18 protein-coding genes are annotated in these 19863 nt (G+C 41.7%); 8 read left to right on the top strand and 10 right to left on the bottom strand.

Annotated elements, in window-relative coordinates:
- The first annotated feature begins 10 nt into the window (after positions 1 to 10).
- Positions 11 to 976: a GHKL domain-containing protein gene (locus NSQ11_RS01650; protein WP_052320691.1), complete on the top strand. Its 966-nt coding sequence runs from the start codon at positions 11 to 13 to the stop codon at positions 974 to 976.
- 35 nt (positions 977 to 1011) lie between these two features.
- Here NSQ11_RS01650 and NSQ11_RS01645 read toward each other — a convergent pair whose 3' ends face one another.
- A complete protein-coding gene (locus NSQ11_RS01645) occupies positions 1012 to 1941 on the bottom strand; it encodes an aldo/keto reductase (RefSeq protein WP_052320692.1) in 930 nt (309 codons plus the stop codon).
- A gap of 93 nt (positions 1942 to 2034) precedes the next feature.
- Between NSQ11_RS01645 and NSQ11_RS01640 the strand changes: the two genes are divergently transcribed.
- The 4 genes from NSQ11_RS01640 to NSQ11_RS01625 all read left to right on the top strand — a co-directional run bounded on the left by NSQ11_RS01640 (position 2035) and on the right by NSQ11_RS01625 (position 5803).
- A complete protein-coding gene (locus NSQ11_RS01640; protein ID WP_224562902.1) occupies positions 2035 to 2562 on the top strand; it encodes a DUF1453 domain-containing protein in 528 nt (175 codons plus the stop codon).
- A gap of 22 nt (positions 2563 to 2584) precedes the next feature.
- On the top strand, positions 2585 to 3796 hold the full coding sequence (locus NSQ11_RS01635; RefSeq protein ID WP_052320694.1) for a sensor histidine kinase: 1212 nt from the start codon (positions 2585 to 2587) through the stop codon (positions 3794 to 3796).
- Complete coding sequence (locus NSQ11_RS01630; protein WP_052320695.1) at positions 3793 to 4449, top strand: response regulator transcription factor; 657 nt, start codon at positions 3793 to 3795, stop codon at positions 4447 to 4449. Before NSQ11_RS01635 ends, NSQ11_RS01630 begins: the two co-directional genes overlap by 4 nt.
- Positions 4450 to 4762: 313 nt before the next feature.
- Entirely contained in the window at positions 4763 to 5803 is a 1041-nt protein-coding gene (locus tag NSQ11_RS01625) for a DUF4352 domain-containing protein (protein ID WP_008342147.1), read from the top strand.
- A 48-nt stretch (positions 5804 to 5851) separates the two neighbouring features.
- Here the strand turns inward: NSQ11_RS01625 and NSQ11_RS01620 are convergent, their stop codons facing one another.
- From NSQ11_RS01620 to NSQ11_RS01610, 3 genes are all read right to left on the bottom strand, one after another.
- Complete coding sequence (locus tag NSQ11_RS01620; protein ID WP_017358605.1) at positions 5852 to 6943, bottom strand: SEC-C metal-binding domain-containing protein; 1092 nt, start codon at positions 6941 to 6943, stop codon at positions 5852 to 5854.
- 193 nt (positions 6944 to 7136) lie between these two features.
- On the bottom strand, positions 7137 to 8075 hold the full coding sequence (locus tag NSQ11_RS01615) for a response regulator (protein WP_017358606.1): 939 nt from the start codon (positions 8073 to 8075) through the stop codon (positions 7137 to 7139).
- A gap of 4 nt (positions 8076 to 8079) precedes the next feature.
- On the bottom strand, positions 8080 to 9366 hold the full coding sequence (locus NSQ11_RS01610) for a sensor histidine kinase (RefSeq protein ID WP_272511965.1): 1287 nt from the start codon (positions 9364 to 9366) through the stop codon (positions 8080 to 8082).
- Between the two features lie 517 nt (positions 9367 to 9883).
- Here NSQ11_RS01610 and NSQ11_RS01605 point away from each other — a divergent pair.
- Both NSQ11_RS01605 and NSQ11_RS01600 read left to right on the top strand, forming a co-directional pair.
- Positions 9884 to 10864, top strand: a complete 981-nt coding sequence (locus NSQ11_RS01605; RefSeq protein ID WP_008342152.1) for a glutaminase — start codon at positions 9884 to 9886, stop codon at positions 10862 to 10864.
- 33 nt (positions 10865 to 10897) lie between these two features.
- A complete protein-coding gene (locus NSQ11_RS01600; protein ID WP_046342539.1) occupies positions 10898 to 12325 on the top strand; it encodes an alanine/glycine:cation symporter family protein in 1428 nt (475 codons plus the stop codon).
- 39 nt (positions 12326 to 12364) lie between these two features.
- Here NSQ11_RS01600 and NSQ11_RS01595 read toward each other — a convergent pair whose 3' ends face one another.
- From NSQ11_RS01595 to NSQ11_RS01580, 4 genes are all read right to left on the bottom strand, one after another.
- Positions 12365 to 13225 carry an alpha/beta hydrolase gene (locus tag NSQ11_RS01595; RefSeq protein ID WP_335357976.1) on the bottom strand — a complete coding sequence of 287 codons (861 nt, stop codon included), beginning with the start codon at positions 13223 to 13225 and terminating at the stop codon, positions 12365 to 12367.
- A 113-nt stretch (positions 13226 to 13338) separates the two neighbouring features.
- On the bottom strand, positions 13339 to 13704 hold the full coding sequence (locus tag NSQ11_RS01590; RefSeq protein WP_008342155.1) for a VOC family protein: 366 nt from the start codon (positions 13702 to 13704) through the stop codon (positions 13339 to 13341).
- 100 nt (positions 13705 to 13804) lie between these two features.
- A complete protein-coding gene (locus NSQ11_RS01585; RefSeq protein WP_017358611.1) occupies positions 13805 to 15187 on the bottom strand; it encodes an amino acid permease in 1383 nt (460 codons plus the stop codon).
- A 67-nt stretch (positions 15188 to 15254) separates the two neighbouring features.
- Positions 15255 to 16763 carry an AMP-binding protein gene (locus NSQ11_RS01580; RefSeq protein WP_342501217.1) on the bottom strand — a complete coding sequence of 503 codons (1509 nt, stop codon included), beginning with the start codon at positions 16761 to 16763 and terminating at the stop codon, positions 15255 to 15257.
- A 262-nt stretch (positions 16764 to 17025) separates the two neighbouring features.
- On the opposite strand from NSQ11_RS01580, the gene NSQ11_RS01575 reads away from it, so the two are divergent.
- Entirely contained in the window at positions 17026 to 17463 is a 438-nt protein-coding gene (locus NSQ11_RS01575; RefSeq protein WP_007498406.1) for a MarR family transcriptional regulator, read from the top strand.
- A 21-nt stretch (positions 17464 to 17484) separates the two neighbouring features.
- On the opposite strand, the gene NSQ11_RS01570 is transcribed toward NSQ11_RS01575, so the two are convergent.
- Both NSQ11_RS01570 and NSQ11_RS01565 read right to left on the bottom strand, forming a co-directional pair.
- Positions 17485 to 18618: a zinc-dependent alcohol dehydrogenase gene (locus NSQ11_RS01570; RefSeq protein WP_035390568.1), complete on the bottom strand. Its 1134-nt coding sequence runs from the start codon at positions 18616 to 18618 to the stop codon at positions 17485 to 17487.
- A gap of 161 nt (positions 18619 to 18779) precedes the next feature.
- Positions 18780 to 19802 carry a quercetin 2,3-dioxygenase gene (locus NSQ11_RS01565; RefSeq protein ID WP_052320696.1) on the bottom strand — a complete coding sequence of 341 codons (1023 nt, stop codon included), beginning with the start codon at positions 19800 to 19802 and terminating at the stop codon, positions 18780 to 18782.
- Positions 19803 to 19863 lie beyond the last annotated feature (61 nt).

The raw sequence follows: 19863 nt of genomic DNA, 5'->3' as shown, positions 1-19863 counted from the left end.
GAGAACGAACGTGAACGCTTTCTATCTTGGATTTCGCATATATACGCTCATCTGGCTGGGTCTTGCAGTTCATGCTGCTGCTAACGCTGTTCTGCCTTTGTCATCAAGCATGGTGTGGCTTCTGACCTTTTGCATCTTGTGCCTTTACACCTTTTTCATTTACAAAAGGTTTTGGCTAGTTATGAGTGGTTACATGATATTAGGCGCTTTTGTGCTCATTACCTGCTCAGGCATTTCACTTTTTCTCACGCACGGAAATGGACTAAGCCATCTTTTAACTGTCATCATCATTTTGACAGCCGATCTCCTTTCCATCAAGATGATGCAAACGGAGCAACGATTAAATGGACGGCTTCAAGAGCTGATTCATGCTGAGTCGAGAACCAATGACTTGCTGCTTGAGCTGCGAAGTAAACACCATGAAACAGCTAGACATTTAAATGCCTTTTCCGCATCGAATGACGAGCATGAGATCAAAGATTTGATTCAGCAATACGTGAAACATTTCCCTTGGATCAAAGGGGAAAATGCTTATTTGGCCTCCACCCTTCATTCCTTTTTCCAGCGGGCTGAAAAAGAGGAGATTGCCCTTTCACTAGATCTTCAAGCACCCTTTTCTTCTCTTCCTTTTTCTAAAGCGGATCAGGTGAGTTTTACTGGCAACCTGCTTGATAACGCATTAGATGCCGCCATTGAAGCGAAGCAAGCTGGGAACGAAGGAAGCATCTCGGTCATGACTTCCATACGGAGCGGGCTCTTTTTGATTCATTGTGAAAACAGTACGAAGGGAATGGAAAAACACGTATTAGATCATCTGTTCAAAACGTTTGGCCGCTCGACAAAAGGCGGTGATCATCAAGGTATGGGTACTTATATCATTCATCAGCTTGTTGAAAAGGCAGACGGCACGCTTGATTTTACGTATCGTTCTCCAAACCTGAGGCTCGTGATCAAGATTCCTCTCACAATGGCATAAAAAATAAGGTGCTGCTTGGCACCTTATTTTTTATATTATGAAAAGATCTGATCGATTTCGTTGATTTCTTCTTTTGTTAACTGAACATCGTTTGTTTTCAAGTTTTGTAAGACTTGCTCGGCTCGTTTTGCACCAGGAATTATGGCATCAATGCCCTCCTGCGCCAATAGCCACGCCAGCGCTACATGAGCTGTTTCGGCATGTTTTGATTGCGCAATGGCCTTCAGCTTGTCTACTTTTTCGAGGTTTTGAAGGAAAGCATCGCCTTGGAAAAGCGGGTCCTTTGCTCGAATATCATCAAATGTCGCATCCTTTGTAAACTTCCCGGTCAACAGGCCTGACGCCAATGGAAAATAAGGGATAAAGGAAATCCCATGCTCCACGCAGTATGGGAGAAGGTCTTGTTCTGCCTGACGTTTTAGCAGAGAATACTCTGATTGAAGCACGTCTAAGTATCCATCTCGATTAAAGGTTTGAAGCTGTTCAAAATCAAGGTTTGATGCCCCAATTGCCCGGATTTTCCCCTCATCCTTCAATTCCTTTAAAGTACCTGCCACTTCATCCAACGGCGTGCGGCCGTCTGGGAAATGCATATAGTACAAATCAATATAATCGGTTTGGAGCCTCTTCAGGCTGTCTTCGACCTGCTGTCTTAAGAATTCACGGCTATTATCCAGTTCAATTTGCCCGTTTACCTCTTTATGAGCCCCTTTTGTCGCAAGAACCAGTTCTTTTCTGCCGCCTCTTTTGGCAATGATCTCGCCAATCAATTCTTCTGAACGGCCCAGCCCATAAATAAAAGCAGAATCTAAGAAATTGACACCATGATCAAGAGCAGTTTCTACTAGCTCCCGCCCTGCATCTTCACTCAGATTCGGGAATAAATTATGCCCGCCTACTGCATTTGTTCCAAGCCCTATCGGATTCACCTGTAAATCAGTTCGTCCAAGCGTTACTTTTTTCAAAAGCTCATCTCCCTTATCTGCTTAATCATCCTTATTTTCCCATGAATCATTTTCAACATTCAAGTATTCTGCTTTCTTAAAATCAATCTGGAGGTGGACGATTTGAAAGAAAAAGATTCGTATGATGAAGATACACTTAAACGAAAAGAGGTTCTTCACATGACCATTCAAATTGTGATCATCATCGTCATTCTACTTTTAAGGTCAGGCAAGGAAAAAGAAGTTCGTCCAATCAAACTTCTGATAGGTCCGATGATTTTATTAGCTGTTCTTTCTTATTCATTCATGCAGCATGTGCAAATCACTGCTACGGGCCTGCTCGTAATGGCAGTCTTTGTACTTGTAGGTTTTGCAATCGGGCTATGGAGAGGTACACTATATAAAGTAACATTTGATCGTCAGTCAGGGCGTATTACTGCCGCAAGCTCTCTCTATGGAACCCTTTTTTTCATTGGGGTTATCCTGATACGTATGGCAGTTGGCTCATTTGTTCAAGACGGCGTTCATTCGCTGATGATCTTCGCAAATGGCCTGACATTACTGCCAGTCGGAAGCATGATTGGATTGCGGTTCATCCTTTTTAAAAAATATATGGCCCTCAAAGCATCTGCAGCCATTTAACTGACAGACAGGAGTTTTACACATGAATCTTCAGAAGCCACTCGAGCTTTTAGGTCAAATGAGACGAAAAGTAGTGTTAGGTCTTGTGTTGACGTATATGTATATTCAAATGTACGAGCCACTTTCTATAGGCGAATTGGTGTTTCGCACCTTCGCCTATTTGGTGTTTCTTCTTTGTCTTTTTCCAAAAAACAAGCTGGCACCTAAAAAGCAATTTTCCATGCTCTTCTTGATGTGGATACTGACACATCTCCTTTGGGTCGTCACAGGACATCTGCAAGACAGTATCGGGCTCACCTTTTTTATGATTGGTTTTATTGCTTTTCGTTTTTCAGAGGCACATCATCCCTATTTATTCGGACTGATCTTTCTCACCAGTGGTGTAAGTTACTACGTGAATGGGCTTTCTTGGAGCATGATCATCACCCTTCCAATATTCCAGCTGCTTGTGTATACCATTGTCTTGATCTCTAGAATGCGGCGGCGGGAACAAGAATTAAAGGAAGAACACTTCGGAGAACTTCAGCTAGTTCACCGTGAATTGTCAGACGCACATGAGAAATTGAAACAGGCTCATATCGAACTGGAAGAAGCGACGGTTCAGTCATTGCAATTTGCTGTGCTGGAAGAGCGAAGCAGAATTGCACGGGATTTGCATGACAGCATCGGCCACCAATTAACGTCTATGATTGTGCAGCTTCAATCTCTGCCCTACCGCTTAAAACAAGAAAAACCTGAACAGATGGCTCAAACATTTGATGAACTGATCTCCATTTCTAAAAACTGTCTCACCGAGGTCCGTTCCGTTGTTCATCATATGGCGTCAGATGATGCAGGACTTGGTCTTGCAGGACTCCGCAGCTTAGTGAAACAAGGAGAAATGACTGGAGAGCTTGAGCTTCACTTTTATACCGATCAGCTCACATATAAAAAATGGCCGCTCGCTATATCTGAACTGTTCTATCGTGTTTTGCAAGAAGCGATCACCAATACAATTCGGCATGCGCAAGCGACCACGATGAGTATTACATTATGTAATGATGATAAAGAGCTCATCATGCACATTGAAGATGATGGATATGTAAACGGCGGCAGCATATCATACGGGTTTGGCCTGTCAGGTATGAAAGCCCGCTGTGAGGCAGCAGGGGGAACTCTCAAGACCTCCATTCGTGATCCACATGGCTTCTCTATACTTGTTCAAATCCCAATCAAGGAGGATACCCTATTATGAAAAACCCTATTTCAATTGGCATAATTGATGATCAACCGCTGATTCGCCAAGGATTTCGTTATATTGCAAGTGCTCAAGAGGATATTGAGGTTATATGGGAAGCGGCAGACGGTCAGGAAGCAGTGGACCTTTGTGCTAGCAGCAAACCGGATGTCCTGCTGATGGATGTCCAAATGCCTATAATGGATGGTATCACAGCAACAGAGCACATTTTAAGTCAGCAGCCTGATATCAAAGTTGTCATTCTGACGACCTTTGATACAGAAGAATATGTCTTTGACGGAATCCGTGCAGGAGCAGTCGGTTATTTACTAAAGGACACATCGCCGGAGGACTTAATTGATGCCATTCGAACGGCTTTTGCTGGCGAATCTGTGTTTAAAACGGCAGCCTCCGAGCATATGATGGCCCAAGCCCTTCATCAGGCAAATGATCGGCACCACACTCATTTTCTTCAAGAATCTTTTACAGAACGGGAACGTGACGTCCTGCAGCAAATGGCTTATGGCTTAAAGAATGAAGACATTGCTGATCAGTTATTTATTAGTGTAAGTACGGTAAAAACACATGTTCATCGCATTTTGCAGAAATTAAATGCACAAGATCGGACACAAGCTGTCGTCTTCGCTATTCGTCATCGCCTTGTGAAATAAAAAATACCTCCACTTCAAGAATTTTATACAAAAAACATTTAAAACCCATGATAAATAGATAAATTAATTCTTATTAACTAGTATATTCTACTTATTGAATTCCGTTTTTTATAGGTATTTGTGTAAAAATCTATCAAAGATAGGGACTAAAACCTATTCCTCATCACGAATGAAATTCGATAGAATGAATAGTGCAAATCGTCATTAGGATATTTTCCCCTTTAACACCCGAATATACCATTCTATCTGTTTCTTTTTTCTCAGTCAGATAGCGGGAAGAAAATGACGAAAGAAAAGCAAAGGAGCATCAACTGTGAATCTTAAAAAAATAAGTGCACTCCTCATGATTTCATTCGTGATGATCATCTCTGCAGCCTGCCAGAGCTCAGCAAAATCAACAAAGGCTGACCAAAAATCAACAAAAACAGCAGAGGTAAAAGTGAATAGCTACGAATACACGTTACCAGAAGACTCAACAACTACCTTGCGAGACAATGAATTGGTGTTAAAAGTTAACCTGACGATCACCAACAAAGGTGACAAAGCCCTTTCACTATATAACTCTGATTTCACCCTTTATCAGGACGATGCCAAAGTCTCTGATTTAAAATTCTACGGCAGTAAAGACCGCCTTGATCTTGGGTCATTGAACAAAGGAAAATCACTATCAGGAGCTCTTTATTTCCTAGTAGATAAAGGCAAAAAATATCAGTTCGTGTACCAAGATAGCATCAAGAAAAACAGCGATTCGATCGAAATTGAACTAGATGGCGAAAAGATACTGGATACAGCGAAAAAGCTAGATAACCCAGCAAAAGCGCTATCTGCTTATACAGATCTCATTGTTTTTGACAAAAAGAATGATCAATTCTCAGAATTAACAGGTGACAATCAATCAGATGTCGTTAATAAATATCACGAAATGTTTGTGAAAGACTTCAAGAGAAGTGCAGGCATATATGGAAACGAAGTCAGTGACCGCGATATTTTATCCATGTACAAACGCATGCAAAATACAATGAAGGATAAAGCGAAAGTGGAAACAAGTGTGAAAACCATCTCAGATGACGAAGCGAAGGTTGTCGCTCAAGTAACCGGTATTGATGCTTCTAACTTAAAAGACAAACTAGACAAACAAAGAGATGAGTTTTACAACGGCAAAATCCGTTCGAAAGAAGAATTGTATAAGAAAAGCTTGAATATGTACGCATCTGAGTTTGAAAAGCTTCCTCCAGTCTCAAGCCCTGCTGAGTATGAAGTGAAAATGAAACGTAACGGAGATGGCCAGTGGAAAATTGACCTCAATGATTATAATACAGAGCAATACATGAGTGGTTTTATTAAAACAAGATGATGAAAAAAAGACGCTGGCTCCTTGAAAGGTGCCGCGTCTTTTTTCATGCTATGATACAGTCGTCTCTTGCTCTTCTTTGACCGCTTTTTCAATGTCTTTAAATCGGCTCGATACAGTGGACGCACTAATACCATACTTTTTAGCAACTTGTGCTTGAGAAAGCGGGGCATCGCTTGCAAGTGAATGAATATAATATTCGATTCCCGCAGCAAATGACGCCGCTTTACGGATCACAGGTGCTTTCTGATCACAGTAAGCTTTCCAAACTGTTAAAGCGCCATCTGTCAGGCTTTGGTCACCGTGCTCTTTCATCCCGTCTTCAATCAGCTTGGCTGTTTCCAACTGAACGTCACTAGCCCAGTTCATCCGATCTGCTGATAGTCCTACTGTACTTCCTTCTGTTTGAGCAGGCGCTTCTGTTTCTTCAACTTCTTGCTTCGCAAACATACACTTCAGCACTTCAGGGAAGGCTTCTCTCATAAATGTGCTGCGTGCTCCTCCGTTTGCCTCATGTGCTTCAACGAGCTGGCGAACCTGAAGAAGAAGCGTATCAGTAAACTCTTTCGCAAACATCGTATATTGAATGAAAAACTCTGCCTTTTCTTCAAACTGAACAGGGAAACCTAGAACAAGACTACCTTTCTCAGGGAGCACTGTTTGATCCGGCTTCACATCAACTTCAACCTTCTCAGCTGTCACCATATTCTCAAAGTAAAGAGACTCGTCCGTTTTTTCATTTAATAAAAGCAAAGATGGCTCCATGTCTGTCCAAGATTCAACCACTTGTCTTGTTTTAGGACGGGTAATATCTTCTGCTTTTTTTGTCAGGAATTCTTGGAAGATGGTCTCTTTCTTATCTGTTAATGGGCGGAAGAAAATGCCCCATACACTCAAATGAAAGACTGAGATTTGTTGCGTTTCTTTATCCATATCTGCTAGGAAAGAAAACTCATTAATGAATTGATTGATCGCTCTCTGATGCTTAGAGAACGCATAATTCATTAAATCCTTTTGAACTTGTACAGCTTCCTTAAACACAAGCTCAGACGTTTGTTCTCCGCCTGACTTTTGACCACAGCAATGTTTATATTTTTTTCCGCTTCCGCATGGGCAGAGCGCATTTCGTTTAATTTTTCCCAAAATAAAACCTCCGACATTCTAGTCTAACCTCACTATTTTAACAAACGATTGCACAGGAGAGTTTTATTTTCAAGAAAAAAGAAAAATCAGAATGATCAGATAAATAACAAAGACGTCTAAAAGAGCAAGGCGGCTCATAGTCAAAAGCACTCTGTCTCTGTTTATTTTCTCCAATCATTCCAATAGATTTCCCTCAGCTCATCCCTTCGAATAGCTGCTTTGCTTCAAAATAAAAGATTTGCACGAACTTTTTCGTATTGACTCTGCCTGTTGACCCTGCGGATGAAGAAGTCTTCTGCATTTCTTTCATCCTTTGGCTGACATCAGTGAAATCAAAAAACTTCGACGCATAGTGCTCAAATTTAGGGTTTGAAAAATCTGTGAGCCCTAGTGATGCGAAATGATTTAAGGAATGATGGATGGCTCGTCTAATTCGCTGCTCTGCTGCTTTCACTTCCCGCATCACTTCCACATCCGACGCACCACGACCAAGCTTTCGTTCCGCCGTTTTGATAAATAGCTGCTTTAATGGCGGAAAATTCACCTCATGAGAATTGGCTGTCTGTGTTTCATGTAAGTAGATCAATATCTCTAGTAAATCCTTAGAGCCACTCTCTCCGACAATTCCTAATTCAGATAGGAGGAATTCCCCTGCCTCTTTCATCGTTCTTCGCTTTGATCCAGTACCTGTCTCATGAGAAATCACTGGCTCTAATGGCAGCACATGCCGAAGAGAAGCTTGAATATCGTAAATTGATTTTTCCAGCTTGATCCGCTCCATGACCTTTCGAATGACACTGACAATCTCAATTCGATTGACGGGTTTATGAATATAATATTCAATTCCAAGTTCATAGGCTTCTGCCATCATCTCTTTTGCTTCTACTTGAGATATCATGATGACCTTTCCTTTGAATTCAGGGTGAATATGACGTATGGTTTGAATGCCGTCTCTAGCTGGCATTAAAAGATCAATCAGAAGGATGTCTACTTTTTTCAGGTTCAATGAATGCGCTTCTAATCCTATGCCGTCATCAGCTTCATCCACGACCTCTCCTAGATCCTCATCCTCAATGATCTGACCTAAAATCGAGCGTATTGCACGATCATCATCTGCAATAAAAAATCGCATACACTCACCCTCTCTGTATTAAATTTTTTATCGGAAGGACAAGCTGAAAAGCTGTTCCTTTCGTTTCTTTTTGCTCAATCTGGATTTGACCGTCCAGCTCTTGAACCAGCTCTCTCACATAGGATAAGCCAATCCCAGTTGACGGTGTTCCATATGCATCAAATTTTGAGGTATATCCAGGATCAAATACAATCTCTCTCAATTTCTCAGGAATACCCGGTCCATCATCCTCGACCCGAACCTCTATTTTATCATGACTGCCTTTTAATACGAGTGAGATGGCTCCATCATGCTTAATTGCTTCAACTGCATTTGCCATTAAATTATTAATCAGCGATAAGAAAATGAACACATGATACTCATGCAAGTGAATGCCTTTTATATCAGATGTAAAGGAAATGTTCTTCCCGAGAGATAGCGCATATTTCTCTTGAATGCGAATCACGATTTGAACAAGATCCTCTGCCCTCATATAATCTTGCATATTCTCCTTGGAAATTAGCTTTGAAAGCCCAGCGTAAATACGCTGATTGTCCTTTTTGACTTCATGTATTTCCCCTGCAAGCTTGAGCAGCTCCTGACTCACTTTCCTTCCCGCCTCATGTTCATTCAGCAGACGATAGAGCCGATAGGATTCTTGCGTTATGTGCTCTGTATGATTTAACGTTTTCTTTAAATGAACTGTTTCCTCATATAAATTTGAAATGACCATCATCATATGCTCATTTTGCTTCATGATTTGTTTCTCTCTTGATTGTGCCTCATACAGCCTCATCATATTAAAAAAGCTGATGACCACGAAGCTGTGAGCAAATGCAATGAGGATCATATCACTCAGCTTTGAGAAAGTCATGGTTGTATCAAACACTAAAAATTGTACAAACAGCTCAACAAAATCAGCAAGCAGTTCAATCATCAGTCCGATCAGCCCAATAAAAATGGAACGCTGCTTAAAACGTCCTGTACGGACAACAAAGAAAAGAAAAGCATAAGTAAAGTAAAAAAAGAAGCTTGGAAACTGCTGATAAAATGACAGAGCCAGATCAGCTTTTTGCTGAATAAGATCTAAACCTACCCGAAATAGGACAATGGCTGCGCCTGTTAAAAACCCTGGCAGCAATGGTCTTGATTTTCTTAAAAGTAATAAGCAAAAGAAAAACGCAGGTGCCCCAAAACTAATACGAAATGTTTCATTCACAGGATAAAACTTCAGCTCTCCCGCAAGCGGCACAATGACGATCATAAAAATCAAAATAAATGCGTCTTTTTTGACAAGCTGGTTTAAACTCAAATGACTGACATCCCTTCCCCTGTTTACATAGCCACAGTATACAAGGAGACTCTTTGCTTCACAATGAGCAAAAAAATTATTTTCACGGCTTCTTCTCTCTTCAAAATCATTTTTTATGACTATTCTCCGAGGAGGCATGGTGACCTTTCAGCTATCCTACGATTTGGAGATTGTCTACAATAATGGGAATTGTTTAGACAATTGCATGTAGACTGATTTTTATTTGTAAGTTTTTCTGTAGATTTTCGTCAGATTGTGTAGTTTCCAAGATAAATTGAATGAACAATTTTAGTGAAACTATATGTAAGCGTTTTCTGAATTTTCACTAAAAACCCTTTTTGTTGTTTCGCCGCCAAAGCCTTCATTTGAACATATATTTAGGTGTAAAGGAGTGGTACAAGCAGCGCATGACAAGTTCTTTGAAGATGTGTAACATGTTTTCGTGCCTATTTGATCGCATTTTTTGTCATCCGCCAATTCAATAGGGTACTTTTTGATTTTTGATTGGAGGAATCGTATGAAAACAGCAATTTCTAATAATACACAACACGCATGCCAGTCTTCTGTTGATCAATGGGCAGAAGAAATACGTCCGTATTACAAAAACGGGCAGAACGCTGGCTACATTCCAGCACTCGGAAAAGTAAATTCCTCTCAACTTGGTATCAGCGTGATAGGCCCAGATGGATCATCTGTACGTTATGGTGATTGGGACGTTCCCTTTACCCTGCAAAGTATCTCAAAAGTCATCAGCTTTATAGCTGCCTGTTTAGGAAGAGGCGTTCCGTACGTCTTGGATCGGGTAGATGTAGAGCCAACTGGTGATGCATTTAATTCCATCTACCGCCTTGAGATGCATAAACCAGGGAAGCCCTTTAATCCAATGATTAATGCTGGAGCTATTACCGTATCCTCCATCCTTCCTGGAAAGACTTCTACAGAAAAGCTAGCATATATTTTCGATTTAATCGAAAACTTAATAGGTAAGCGTCCTTCTGTTAATGAAGAGGTTTATCAATCAGAATGGGCAACGGCACACCGCAACCGGGCACTTGCTTATTATTTAAAAGAAACCAATTACTTAGAATCAGATGTCGAGGACACGTTAGAAGTGTATTTAAAGCAATGTTCCATTGAGGTCACAACAGAGGACATCGCCTTGATTGGACTGATTATTTCAAGTGATGGCTACCATCCCTTTAAACAAGTCCAAGTCATTCCAAAAGATATCGCAAGACTAACAAAGGCATTGATGCTGACATGCGGCATGTACAATGCGTCTGGTAATTTTGCTGCTTTCGTAGGCGTTCCAGCTAAAAGTGGTGTGTCTGGAGGAATCATGGCTTGCGTTCCGCCAAGCGCAAGAAGAGAATTCCCATTTCAGACAGGCTGCGGTATCGGCATTTATGGTCCTGCCATTGACGATTGTGGAAATAGTATTACCGGTGTCATGATGCTGAAGAAACTCGCGAAAGAGTGGGATCTCAGTATTTTTTAAAAAGAACAGTGATGAAATCGAAGAGGTGATGTTATGAACGAAAAAGCTTTGCTATCTTATTTAACAACTACAAATGATTTTATTTGGACTTATCTTGTCATTGCTCTGTTACTTGGAGTAGGGGTCTACTTCACATATAGATCACGCTTCTTGCAAGTCAGAATGCTGAAAGAAATGCTGCGTGTTCTAAAAGAAGGAAGAAAAGAAAAAGAGGGAATCTCACCGTTCCAAGCATTTGCCATCAGTATGGCAGCACGTGTAGGAACAGGGAATATCACAGGGATTGCTATCGCTATTGCGATCGGTGGACCTGGCGCAATCTTCTGGATGTGGATCGTAGCGATTATCGGTTCTGCTTCGAGCTTTGTTGAAAGTACACTAGCTCAGGTGTATAAAGTAAAAGATAAAACAGGATTCCGCGGTGGACCTGCTTATTATATGGAAAAAGGGTTAAACAAGCGCTGGATGGGAATTTTATTTGCCATCCTGATCACGATCTCTTTTGGGATTGTCTTTAACGCCGTGCAATCAAATACAATCACCGTCGCTTTTCAAAACTCTTTTGGTCTAGATCGCTTAACTGTCGGAATCGTTATGGCTGTTATTTTTGCAGCGATTATTTTCAAAGGGATCAAAGCGATTGCAAAAGCATCTGAATATATTGTCGTGGTTCTTGCCGTTGCTTACATCGGGATTGCTTTCTTTGTGATTGTCACAAATATTACTGAACTGCCAGGTGTCATCAGTACGATTGTGAAGCACGCTTTCGGATTTGAACAGTTTGCCGGCGGTACACTAGGTGGAGCATTGTTACAAGGGATTAAACGCGGTCTCTTCTCAAACGAAGCCGGTATGGGTAGCGCCCCTAACGCAGCAGCAACTGCTGTCACGAGCCACCCAGTCAAACAAGGGTTAATCCAAGCATTTGGTGTGTTAACAGATACGTTAATTATATGTACAAGCACAGCCTTTCTTGTCCTGTTCTCTGATGCGTATAAAACAACCAATCTGCAAGGAATTGAGCTAACTCAGGCTTCATTAAGTCAGCACATTGGGCCTTGGGCTTCTGGATTCCTAGCGATCATGATTTTCTTATTCGCTTTTAGTACGTTAATCGGTAACTATTACTATGGTGAAACGAACATTGAATTCTTGGGAGCGAATAAAATTTGGCTCAACATCTATCGTGTGGCTGTCATTGGCATGGTTCTATTCGGAGCCATTGCCACTGTTCCTCTCGTTTGGGGTCTGGCCGACTTATTCATGGGTCTCATGGTCATCGTCAACCTCATTGCCATTACCATGCTGTCTAAAGTCGCCTTTGCAGCACTGAAGGATTACATGCGACAGAAAAAAGAAGGCAAAGATCCTGTTTTCTATAAAAACGCCGTTCCGAACAATGAACAGATTGAATGCTGGGACGACGAACCTGTTTCCTTGAAAAAGAATCAAATCGGATAAAACAAATAAGCTCTGGTCATATGATCAGAGCTTATTTCTTTATGTTAAAAATTCGAGTATGAGCTTATTCACGACATCTGGCTTTTCATGATTGATCCAATGAGTGGCATCATCGACAAAAATCAGCTGTCCATTTGGGCAAATTTTGATCGTTTCTTTTGCGAGCTTTCTGCTTAGAAACTTGTCCTCCATTCCCCAGATCATGCGGACAGGCACGAGAATTCGTTTGGAAATCGGTTTTTCAAAGCCGCCTTTTTTAATACCTCGATACCAATTCAACATGGACGTAATGGCTCCCGGCTGCGTCCATGCCAGCTTATAGCTTGAGACATCTTCTTTTGTAAACAAATGAGGTCTAGCAGATAGTCCAATGGCTTCATCCAGTCTTTGAAAGTGATTTTCTTGAAGGGCTGCCTCTGGTACATTTGGAAGCTGAAAGAATGCGATATAAGAGCTCTTCTTCCACTGCGGCGGATAAAACGGAAGGACCTTCATCATCACACGAGGATGCGGCATGTTGACGATGATTAATTTTTCTACATATTGAGAACGGGTTGAAGCAAGATGCCAAGCAACAGCTCCGCCCCAATCATGTCCGCTGACAATAGCCTTTTGATTTGGGCTCAGCGCCTTAATTAATCCCACGATATCATCTCTTAATTTGTCTAAGACGTATGATTCGACTCCTTCTGGTTTGTCACTCAGATGGTATCCCCTTTGATCAGGAACAACGACACGATACCCTGCCTCAGCCAGGGGGCGGATTTGATTTTTCCAACCATACCAAAACTCAGGAAATCCATGCAGCAGAACCAGCAGTGGGCCATCTTCAGGACCAGCCATTGCTGTATGGAGCTTTATGCCGTTTGTTTGAATATATTGAAACTCAATTTGATCCATTCCTTTTCCACCCTTTCCCCATGTCTTATCATTCTTCCAACATAGCATATTTTCCATTTTTCAGAAAATAAAAACACTCACAAAAAAACCTTCACAAGGGTGAAGGTCTTTATTTATTTCATATAATTCAGCACCCATATCAGACCATTCTTCCGATCTTGTACTTGTCCATGAAGTGCGCCAAAAAACGTATCCTGTAATTCTACAAGGACATCTCCGTCAGCTTCAAGCGCCTCGTATACAGCCTTTAACTCTTCCTCATTGTCAAACTGCATGATCAATCGAAGATTCTCCGGTTTTGGTGTGCGACCAAATGTATCTGAAAAGTGGAGCAGTGATTCTCCAAGGTGTAGCTCAGCATGCAATACACGGTCTTGATGTTCATTTAAGATACGAATATCTCCGCCAAAAATTCCTTGATAATATTGAAGAGATTCTTTGACGTCTTCTACGACAATATAAGGACTAACGCTGATCATTTCCCTCATCCTCCTCTTGTTCCGTTCATTATCTCTTATATAGCTTATCCCAAATCGTATGAAAAAAGGCACAAATCGTCAACGGATTTGCACCTTTTTCTCAAGCAGATTTCGCTAATTCACTATGTTTGTTAGAATATGCTGCGTACATGACGACACCGATCATCAGCCAAACCCCGAAGTACAGCCATGTCCGGCCTGGTAAATTGAGCATCAGGAACACACAACAGCCCATCGAGATAATTGGCAAAACCGGTACAAACGGAACCCGGAATCCCCTTTCCAGCTGTTTATGTGTCTTTCTCAAAATGAGTACGGATAAGCTCACCATCGCAAACGTTAATAATGCACCGATATTGGCTAGGTTGGACAGATCCTTCAAATCAATAAACCCTGAAATAACAGCTGTCATCCCGCCAATCACCCATATACTGGCAACAGGTGTATCACTTTTGTTTGTTTTTGAAAACACTTTAGGCAAGAGCCCGTCCCGCCCCATCGCAAAAGCAATTCGAGTTGCCGCATAATTATTGGCGAAAATCACAGCCATCAATCCAATCACAGCACCGACAGAAATAATACCAGCCACGCTATGTTGATGGACACTTTGCAATACATAAGACATTGCCTCTGTCACATTCAACTTCGTATAGTGCACCATGCCTGTCATGACCAAACAAACGACAATATAAATGATCGTACAAATGAGCAATGAACCAATAATACCAATTGGCAGGTTCCGCTGTGGATTTTTCACCTCTTCTGCAGAAGCTGAAATGGCATCGAATCCTAAAAAGGCAAAAAACACAGCAGCGGCACCAGCAATAATCCCTTCCGTACCAAACGGCATGAACGGCTGCCAATTGGCTGGCTCTACATAAAAACCACCTACTACAATGAAAAGAACAATAATGCCAAGTTTCACAAACACCATGATATTATTGAATTTTTTACTTTCTTTCGTTCCTCTAGATAGGATCCACGCAATGAGTAAAGCAATGATAATTGCTGGCAAATTCATATATCCGCCTTGTTCTGGACCAGCTAAAAATTGATGTGGAATTGAGATTCCAAACCCCTCCAGCAAGCTGTTAAAATAACTCGACCAGCCACTCGCTACAGCTGAAGCAGTCAGCATATAAACAGATAATAACGTCCATCCCATGAGATGACCTACGAGCTCACCCATTGTGGTATATGAATAAATGTACGCACTGCCGAACACAGGCAGCGCAGAAGCCATTTCTGCATAACAAAGTGCTGCTAAACTGCACACAATCGCTGCGATCGCAAAGGAGAAAATAACAGCCGGTCCTGCATCCTTAGCTGCTGTAATTCCGGTTAACACCATGACCCCCGTCCCAATCACAGCCCCTATGCCAAGGAGCGTGAGATCGAGCCCGCCCAGTGTTTTCTTTACCTTTTGCTGTCTGCTCTGTTCTAACAAATCGTGAATGTGTTTCTTACGAAGTATATGTCGCAAACCCTTTCCCTCCAAAACGTTAGAAAAACAAAAAAATCATTCAAATTTCATTATAGCAGAATAGGTCCTACGCATTCACAACCAATTCACGTAAATCTTTCTTCATGATTTTACCAAGTTTATTTTTTGGCAGATCCTGCGTGAAATGAATGGATGGCACTTTGTAATCTGCTAAACGTTCCTTGCAGTAATTCAACACATCTTCTTCGCAGAAATCGACAGATTCGTCTTTTACGATATACGCAGTTGGTACTTCGCCATATAAGTCATCTGGTACCCCAATGACAGCAGATTCAATTACACCTGGAATTTGATCAATGACCTCTTCCACTTGGTCAGGATAAATATTATCCCCACCGTATAGAATCACATCTTTGTATCTCCCTGTGATGTAAAGAAAACCGTCTTCATCCAGATAGCCTGCATCCCCCATATGGAACCAGCCATCTTTGAGCACTTTCTCTGTCGCTTCAGGTTGATGATAGTAGCCTAAGAAATAAAATGGGCTTCTCATGACGACCTCGCCAATTTCTCCAGCTGGGAGCGCCTCCTCTGTCTCAGGATGCACGATTTTGACTTCTACATCCGGATCCACTTTACCAGCAGAGCCCATCTTATCCTCGCCCATCGCTGGATGCCACGCACTCACAACCCACGCTTCCGTACTTCCATAGCCATGCATCATCTGAATGCCTACTTCTTTGTAATCTTTAATTAAGCGTACCGGTACCTTCGTACCACCAGAAATCGCAATTTCAAAAGATGAGAGATCGTACGAACCGCGCTTCATTTCTTCTAGCATGTACGTATAAGCTGATGGGAAAGCCATCATAAACGTAATTCTTTCTTTCTCAATCGTTTCTAAAATGCGTTTCGGCGTTGCATCATGTAAGAAGACTAACGTATACCCTTCAATTGCAGCTGCAATCAGGTGATTAATTGAACTCATATGATATAGCGGATGACTTGCCAAGTATCGTTTTCCTTTCAGATCAAATCCTCGATTCCCACGTCTTGTTAAAAATTGATAGATTCGTCCATGTCCGACCATACAGCCTTTTGGATTACCTGTTGTACCTGAGGTGAATAAAATCATGGCCAAATCTTCCTCTGATACCTGCTCAGCAAGATCACTTCCATCATTAGACGCCAATATGCCTTCAAACAGCTGTGTTGTTTTCGCATTGACACCAGATTCCACCATGAGACAATCTTCTAAAGACACATTCACTGCCGCAATGATGTCACGGAATTCACGGTCAAAAAATAAAGCCTTTGGCTCTGCTTTTTTCAAGATACCTTCTAGCTCAAAAGAGGTAAGCTGCCAGCTAAGCGGTACGGCGACTGCACCTGCTTTAATGGCTGCCAGCATAATCGTAGAAAAGTGATGATGGTTTTGACAAATAAAGCACACCCGGTCACCTTTTCGAATTCCTTTACGATGTAAGTAATGCGCCAGCTGATCAATGCGTTTTGCATATTCTTCAAATGTATAAGACACACCTCCGCCAGTTACCGCTTCAATTTGTGAAGAGCGTTCCATTCTGTCGTTTAGTAATGCCTGTAAAGTATTCAATATCTTCATCTCCAAACGTTTGATGTCCAATAGCCAATTTCCAGTGAATTGGATTGGCAGATTTTATCTCATTCACATTCTAAAATAAAAAGAGGTGAAAGTAAAATCATTTCATTTTGGAATTGTTCCTTTTATTAATTGATAATATAGGTAATTTTATAGCCGTCTTCCATTTTGGTTTAAATGATGATGCTTATTATGATAAGATAGACCTAGTAATTGATCGGAAAATGCGAATGCAATAGGAAAAGAGGTATGGAGAATGCAACATTTCGAGCTAGAGGCAAGTTTGTTAGACCATGCACTGACAAAGTATTTAAAGGCGACGAAACGAATAGATGAAGAGAATATCCCGAAAAACGTCACGAATGTAAAAGGGTTTATTTTACGCATCATCTACCGCCATCAATCATGTACTGTGAAAAATATTCTGCAGGAAGTTTCATTATCTCCCTCCGCAACAACAACCGCTCTCAATCACTTAGAAGATGAAGGGCTGATTATCCGCTCTAGAAATAACAATGACCGCCGTACGGTATGGATTACACTCTCTGAATCAGGTGAACAAATCGCCAGACAAATGATCGACAATCGTCAGCTGCTTGTCAATCAACTGTTCAATCACCTATCAGAAGAAGATAAAAAAACATTTTTTGAATTAATCGAAAAAATGATGGACGAGCGCACATTAAAGGCTTAGGAAATATCCTAAGCCTTCTTTTTATGGCTTTAAGATGACTTTTATACAATCATCTTGTTTTTCATTGAATATGTGATACGCATGAGCTGCATCATCTAGCGGTAATTGATGTGTGATGATCGCTCTAGGATCAATTTCCCCGGTTGTCACTTTTTGATAAAGCTTTGACATGTACCCTCTCGCCGGTGCCTGTCCCATTTTCAGCGTGACGTTTCTTGCGAAAAAAGCACCTAATGGGAACATATTGTAAAGACCTCCATACACACCCGTCAGCTGAACAGTCCCGCATTTCCTCACAGCTTTTGTGGCAATTTGAATGGGCCCTATCGTTCCGCCTTGCAGCTTGAGCTTCTGTTCAATCTTTTCAAGCGGTGACTTTTTCCCATCCATCCCCACACAATCAATGACAACATCCGCCCCGCCTTTTGTGAGCTCCTTTAGGGTTTCTCCCATGTCAGGGTCTTCTGTAAAATCAAATACTTCTACGCCGCTCATTCGTTTTGCATGATGTAGACGGTAGTCAATGTAATCAACAGCAATGACCCGCTCTGCTCCCTTTTGCCAAGCAAATTGCTGTGCCATTAACCCAACAGGTCCACACCCCAGCACAATGACTGTATCCCCCTTTTTTACACCTGCGTGTTCTACACTCCAATAAGCAGTTGGCAGAACATCTGATAAAAACAGCAATTGTTCATCCTCTAGCTCACAATCATCCGGCACCTTAAATGGTGTATAGTTTCCAAAGGGCACACGTAAATATTCAGCCTGTCCTCCGGGGTAATTCCCATATTTCTCACTGTATCCAAAAAGTCCGCCTGAATCATAATGGGGGTTTGAGTGATCGCATTGACTTTCTAGATGATGATGGCAATACTGGCATTGACCACACGCCACGGTAAATGGAATGACGACACGATCTCCCTTTTTCACCGCAGTGACATCCGGCCCGACTTCCTCTACCACCCCCATCGGTTCATGCCCAATCACATAGCCGATAGGAAGCGGGAAATTCCCTTGATATAAATGTAAATCTGACCCACAAATAGCTGTAGATGTAATTCGAACGATGACATCTTCACGATCTTGAATAGATGGTGCAGCTACTTCCTTCACCGCAATGCGGCTTTTCCCTTGATAGGTGACAGCTCTCATCTGCATTTCCTCCTTTAGCTAAGGTCATCATGTCTATAGCTTCACCTTGAATGGATGGTTCATACATATGAATAGGGATGCTGTTCCACAAGGGAAAACAAAATAACCCGCCGATTGATTCAGCAGGTTGTTTACTTCAATATGTGTAACGCGTTACACAGCTATTTCTCTTCGACAAACACCAAATCATACTGAGCAGAGGTCTCTCCACCCTCCATCCTGTTCCCTTCCTGTATAAAATAAGGGCACATACCTGGACTTTGTGCTTCTTCAAATTGTTCAAACACTTGCTCAATATACCCAGGCAGTAGCAAAACCAACATTTTATTTGAATGAGATACGAATTCATACGAGTGAACGGTATTCGGAGGAATATAAGCAAAATCCCCGGGCATCAAGCAAATATTTTCTCCGTTTAACTGAAGATTCATTCTGCCTTCAACACAATAAAGTGCTTCTGTATGCACTTCATGATAATGCGGACGTAAGCCTTTTCCCTTTGTCCCTTCAATCACAAAATAACTGAATCCGCCTCCTGTTGTTTCTGTTGTCGCAATCAGCTCATGAAGCTGACCTTCGACCATGTATTGCTTTCCTTCACCAGCCTCCAGCACATATGGCTGCACTGCGCGTGGGAGCTGACTATGAAACAAAACAGCTGGCTTGGTTGTATTGGATAGCTCTCTAATGCCGTGCATCAACATGATATCGCTTTCTTTTTCAGCCTGATGAAAGCTGTCTGCATCAAATGGGTGATCAGTCATCGGCCATTCATTCTGCAACAGCCTCTTTCCGATTTGCTGATAGACATCTGTCATTTGCCCGCCCAGTGCATAAGAAATAAACCTTGTTTTGTGACTATGCATTCTATAGCCATGAATTGTTTTGGGCGGAATATGAATATAATCACAGGCCGTCACCATATACTTTTTACCGTCCAGTATCACTTCCAGCTTCCCTTCCAGCACAAAGATGGTTTCAAATAGCGTCTCATGACAATGCAGCGGAAAGTAAGCACCTTTCCCACCTGTGATTAAGACAAGCTCAAACAGTTGATTTGTTTGATTTGCTTCTGCCAGCACATGTACAAGCTGATTTTCCAAACCATACAGCTCCCCCGAACCGGACACGGTATAAAAAGAGGTATCTTCGGATTGCTTGATCGATTGTGGTTGCTCCGACATCCCATCACTCCTCATGACTAATTGACTATCTTTATTATATAGACCAATTGATATAATAGAT

Origin of the sequence: Bacillus sp. FSL W7-1582 (genome assembly GCF_038593325.1) — a bacterium.
Taxonomy (GTDB): Bacteria; Bacillota; Bacilli; order Bacillales; family Bacillaceae; genus Bacillus; species Bacillus altitudinis.
The sequence above is the reverse complement of the archived record's forward strand: the minus strand, read 5'-3'. Positions and strand labels throughout refer to the sequence as shown.

What these genes read in the sequence shown, in the direction of transcription:
- NSQ11_RS01615 (WP_017358606.1), bottom strand. Translation starts at nt 8,075, where the DNA reads ATGCGATTTTTTATTGCAGATGATGATCGTGCAATACGCTCGATTTTA.
- NSQ11_RS01565 (WP_052320696.1), bottom strand. Translation starts at nt 19,802, where the DNA reads ATGTCGGAGCAACCACAATCGATCAAGCAATCCGAAGATACCTCTTTT.
- NSQ11_RS01600 (WP_046342539.1), top strand. Translation starts at nt 10,898, where the DNA reads ATGAACGAAAAAGCTTTGCTATCTTATTTAACAACTACAAATGATTTT.
- NSQ11_RS01570 (WP_035390568.1), bottom strand. Translation starts at nt 18,618, where the DNA reads ATGAGAGCTGTCACCTATCAAGGGAAAAGCCGCATTGCGGTGAAGGAA.
- NSQ11_RS01590 (WP_008342155.1), bottom strand. Translation starts at nt 13,704, where the DNA reads ATGATCAGCGTTAGTCCTTATATTGTCGTAGAAGACGTCAAAGAATCT.
- NSQ11_RS01575 (WP_007498406.1), top strand. Translation starts at nt 17,026, where the DNA reads ATGCAACATTTCGAGCTAGAGGCAAGTTTGTTAGACCATGCACTGACA.
- NSQ11_RS01595 (WP_335357976.1), bottom strand. Translation starts at nt 13,225, where the DNA reads ATGGATCAAATTGAGTTTCAATATATTCAAACAAACGGCATAAAGCTC.
- NSQ11_RS01630 (WP_052320695.1), top strand. Translation starts at nt 3,793, where the DNA reads ATGAAAAACCCTATTTCAATTGGCATAATTGATGATCAACCGCTGATT.
- NSQ11_RS01635 (WP_052320694.1), top strand. Translation starts at nt 2,585, where the DNA reads ATGAATCTTCAGAAGCCACTCGAGCTTTTAGGTCAAATGAGACGAAAA.
- NSQ11_RS01605 (WP_008342152.1), top strand. Translation starts at nt 9,884, where the DNA reads ATGAAAACAGCAATTTCTAATAATACACAACACGCATGCCAGTCTTCT.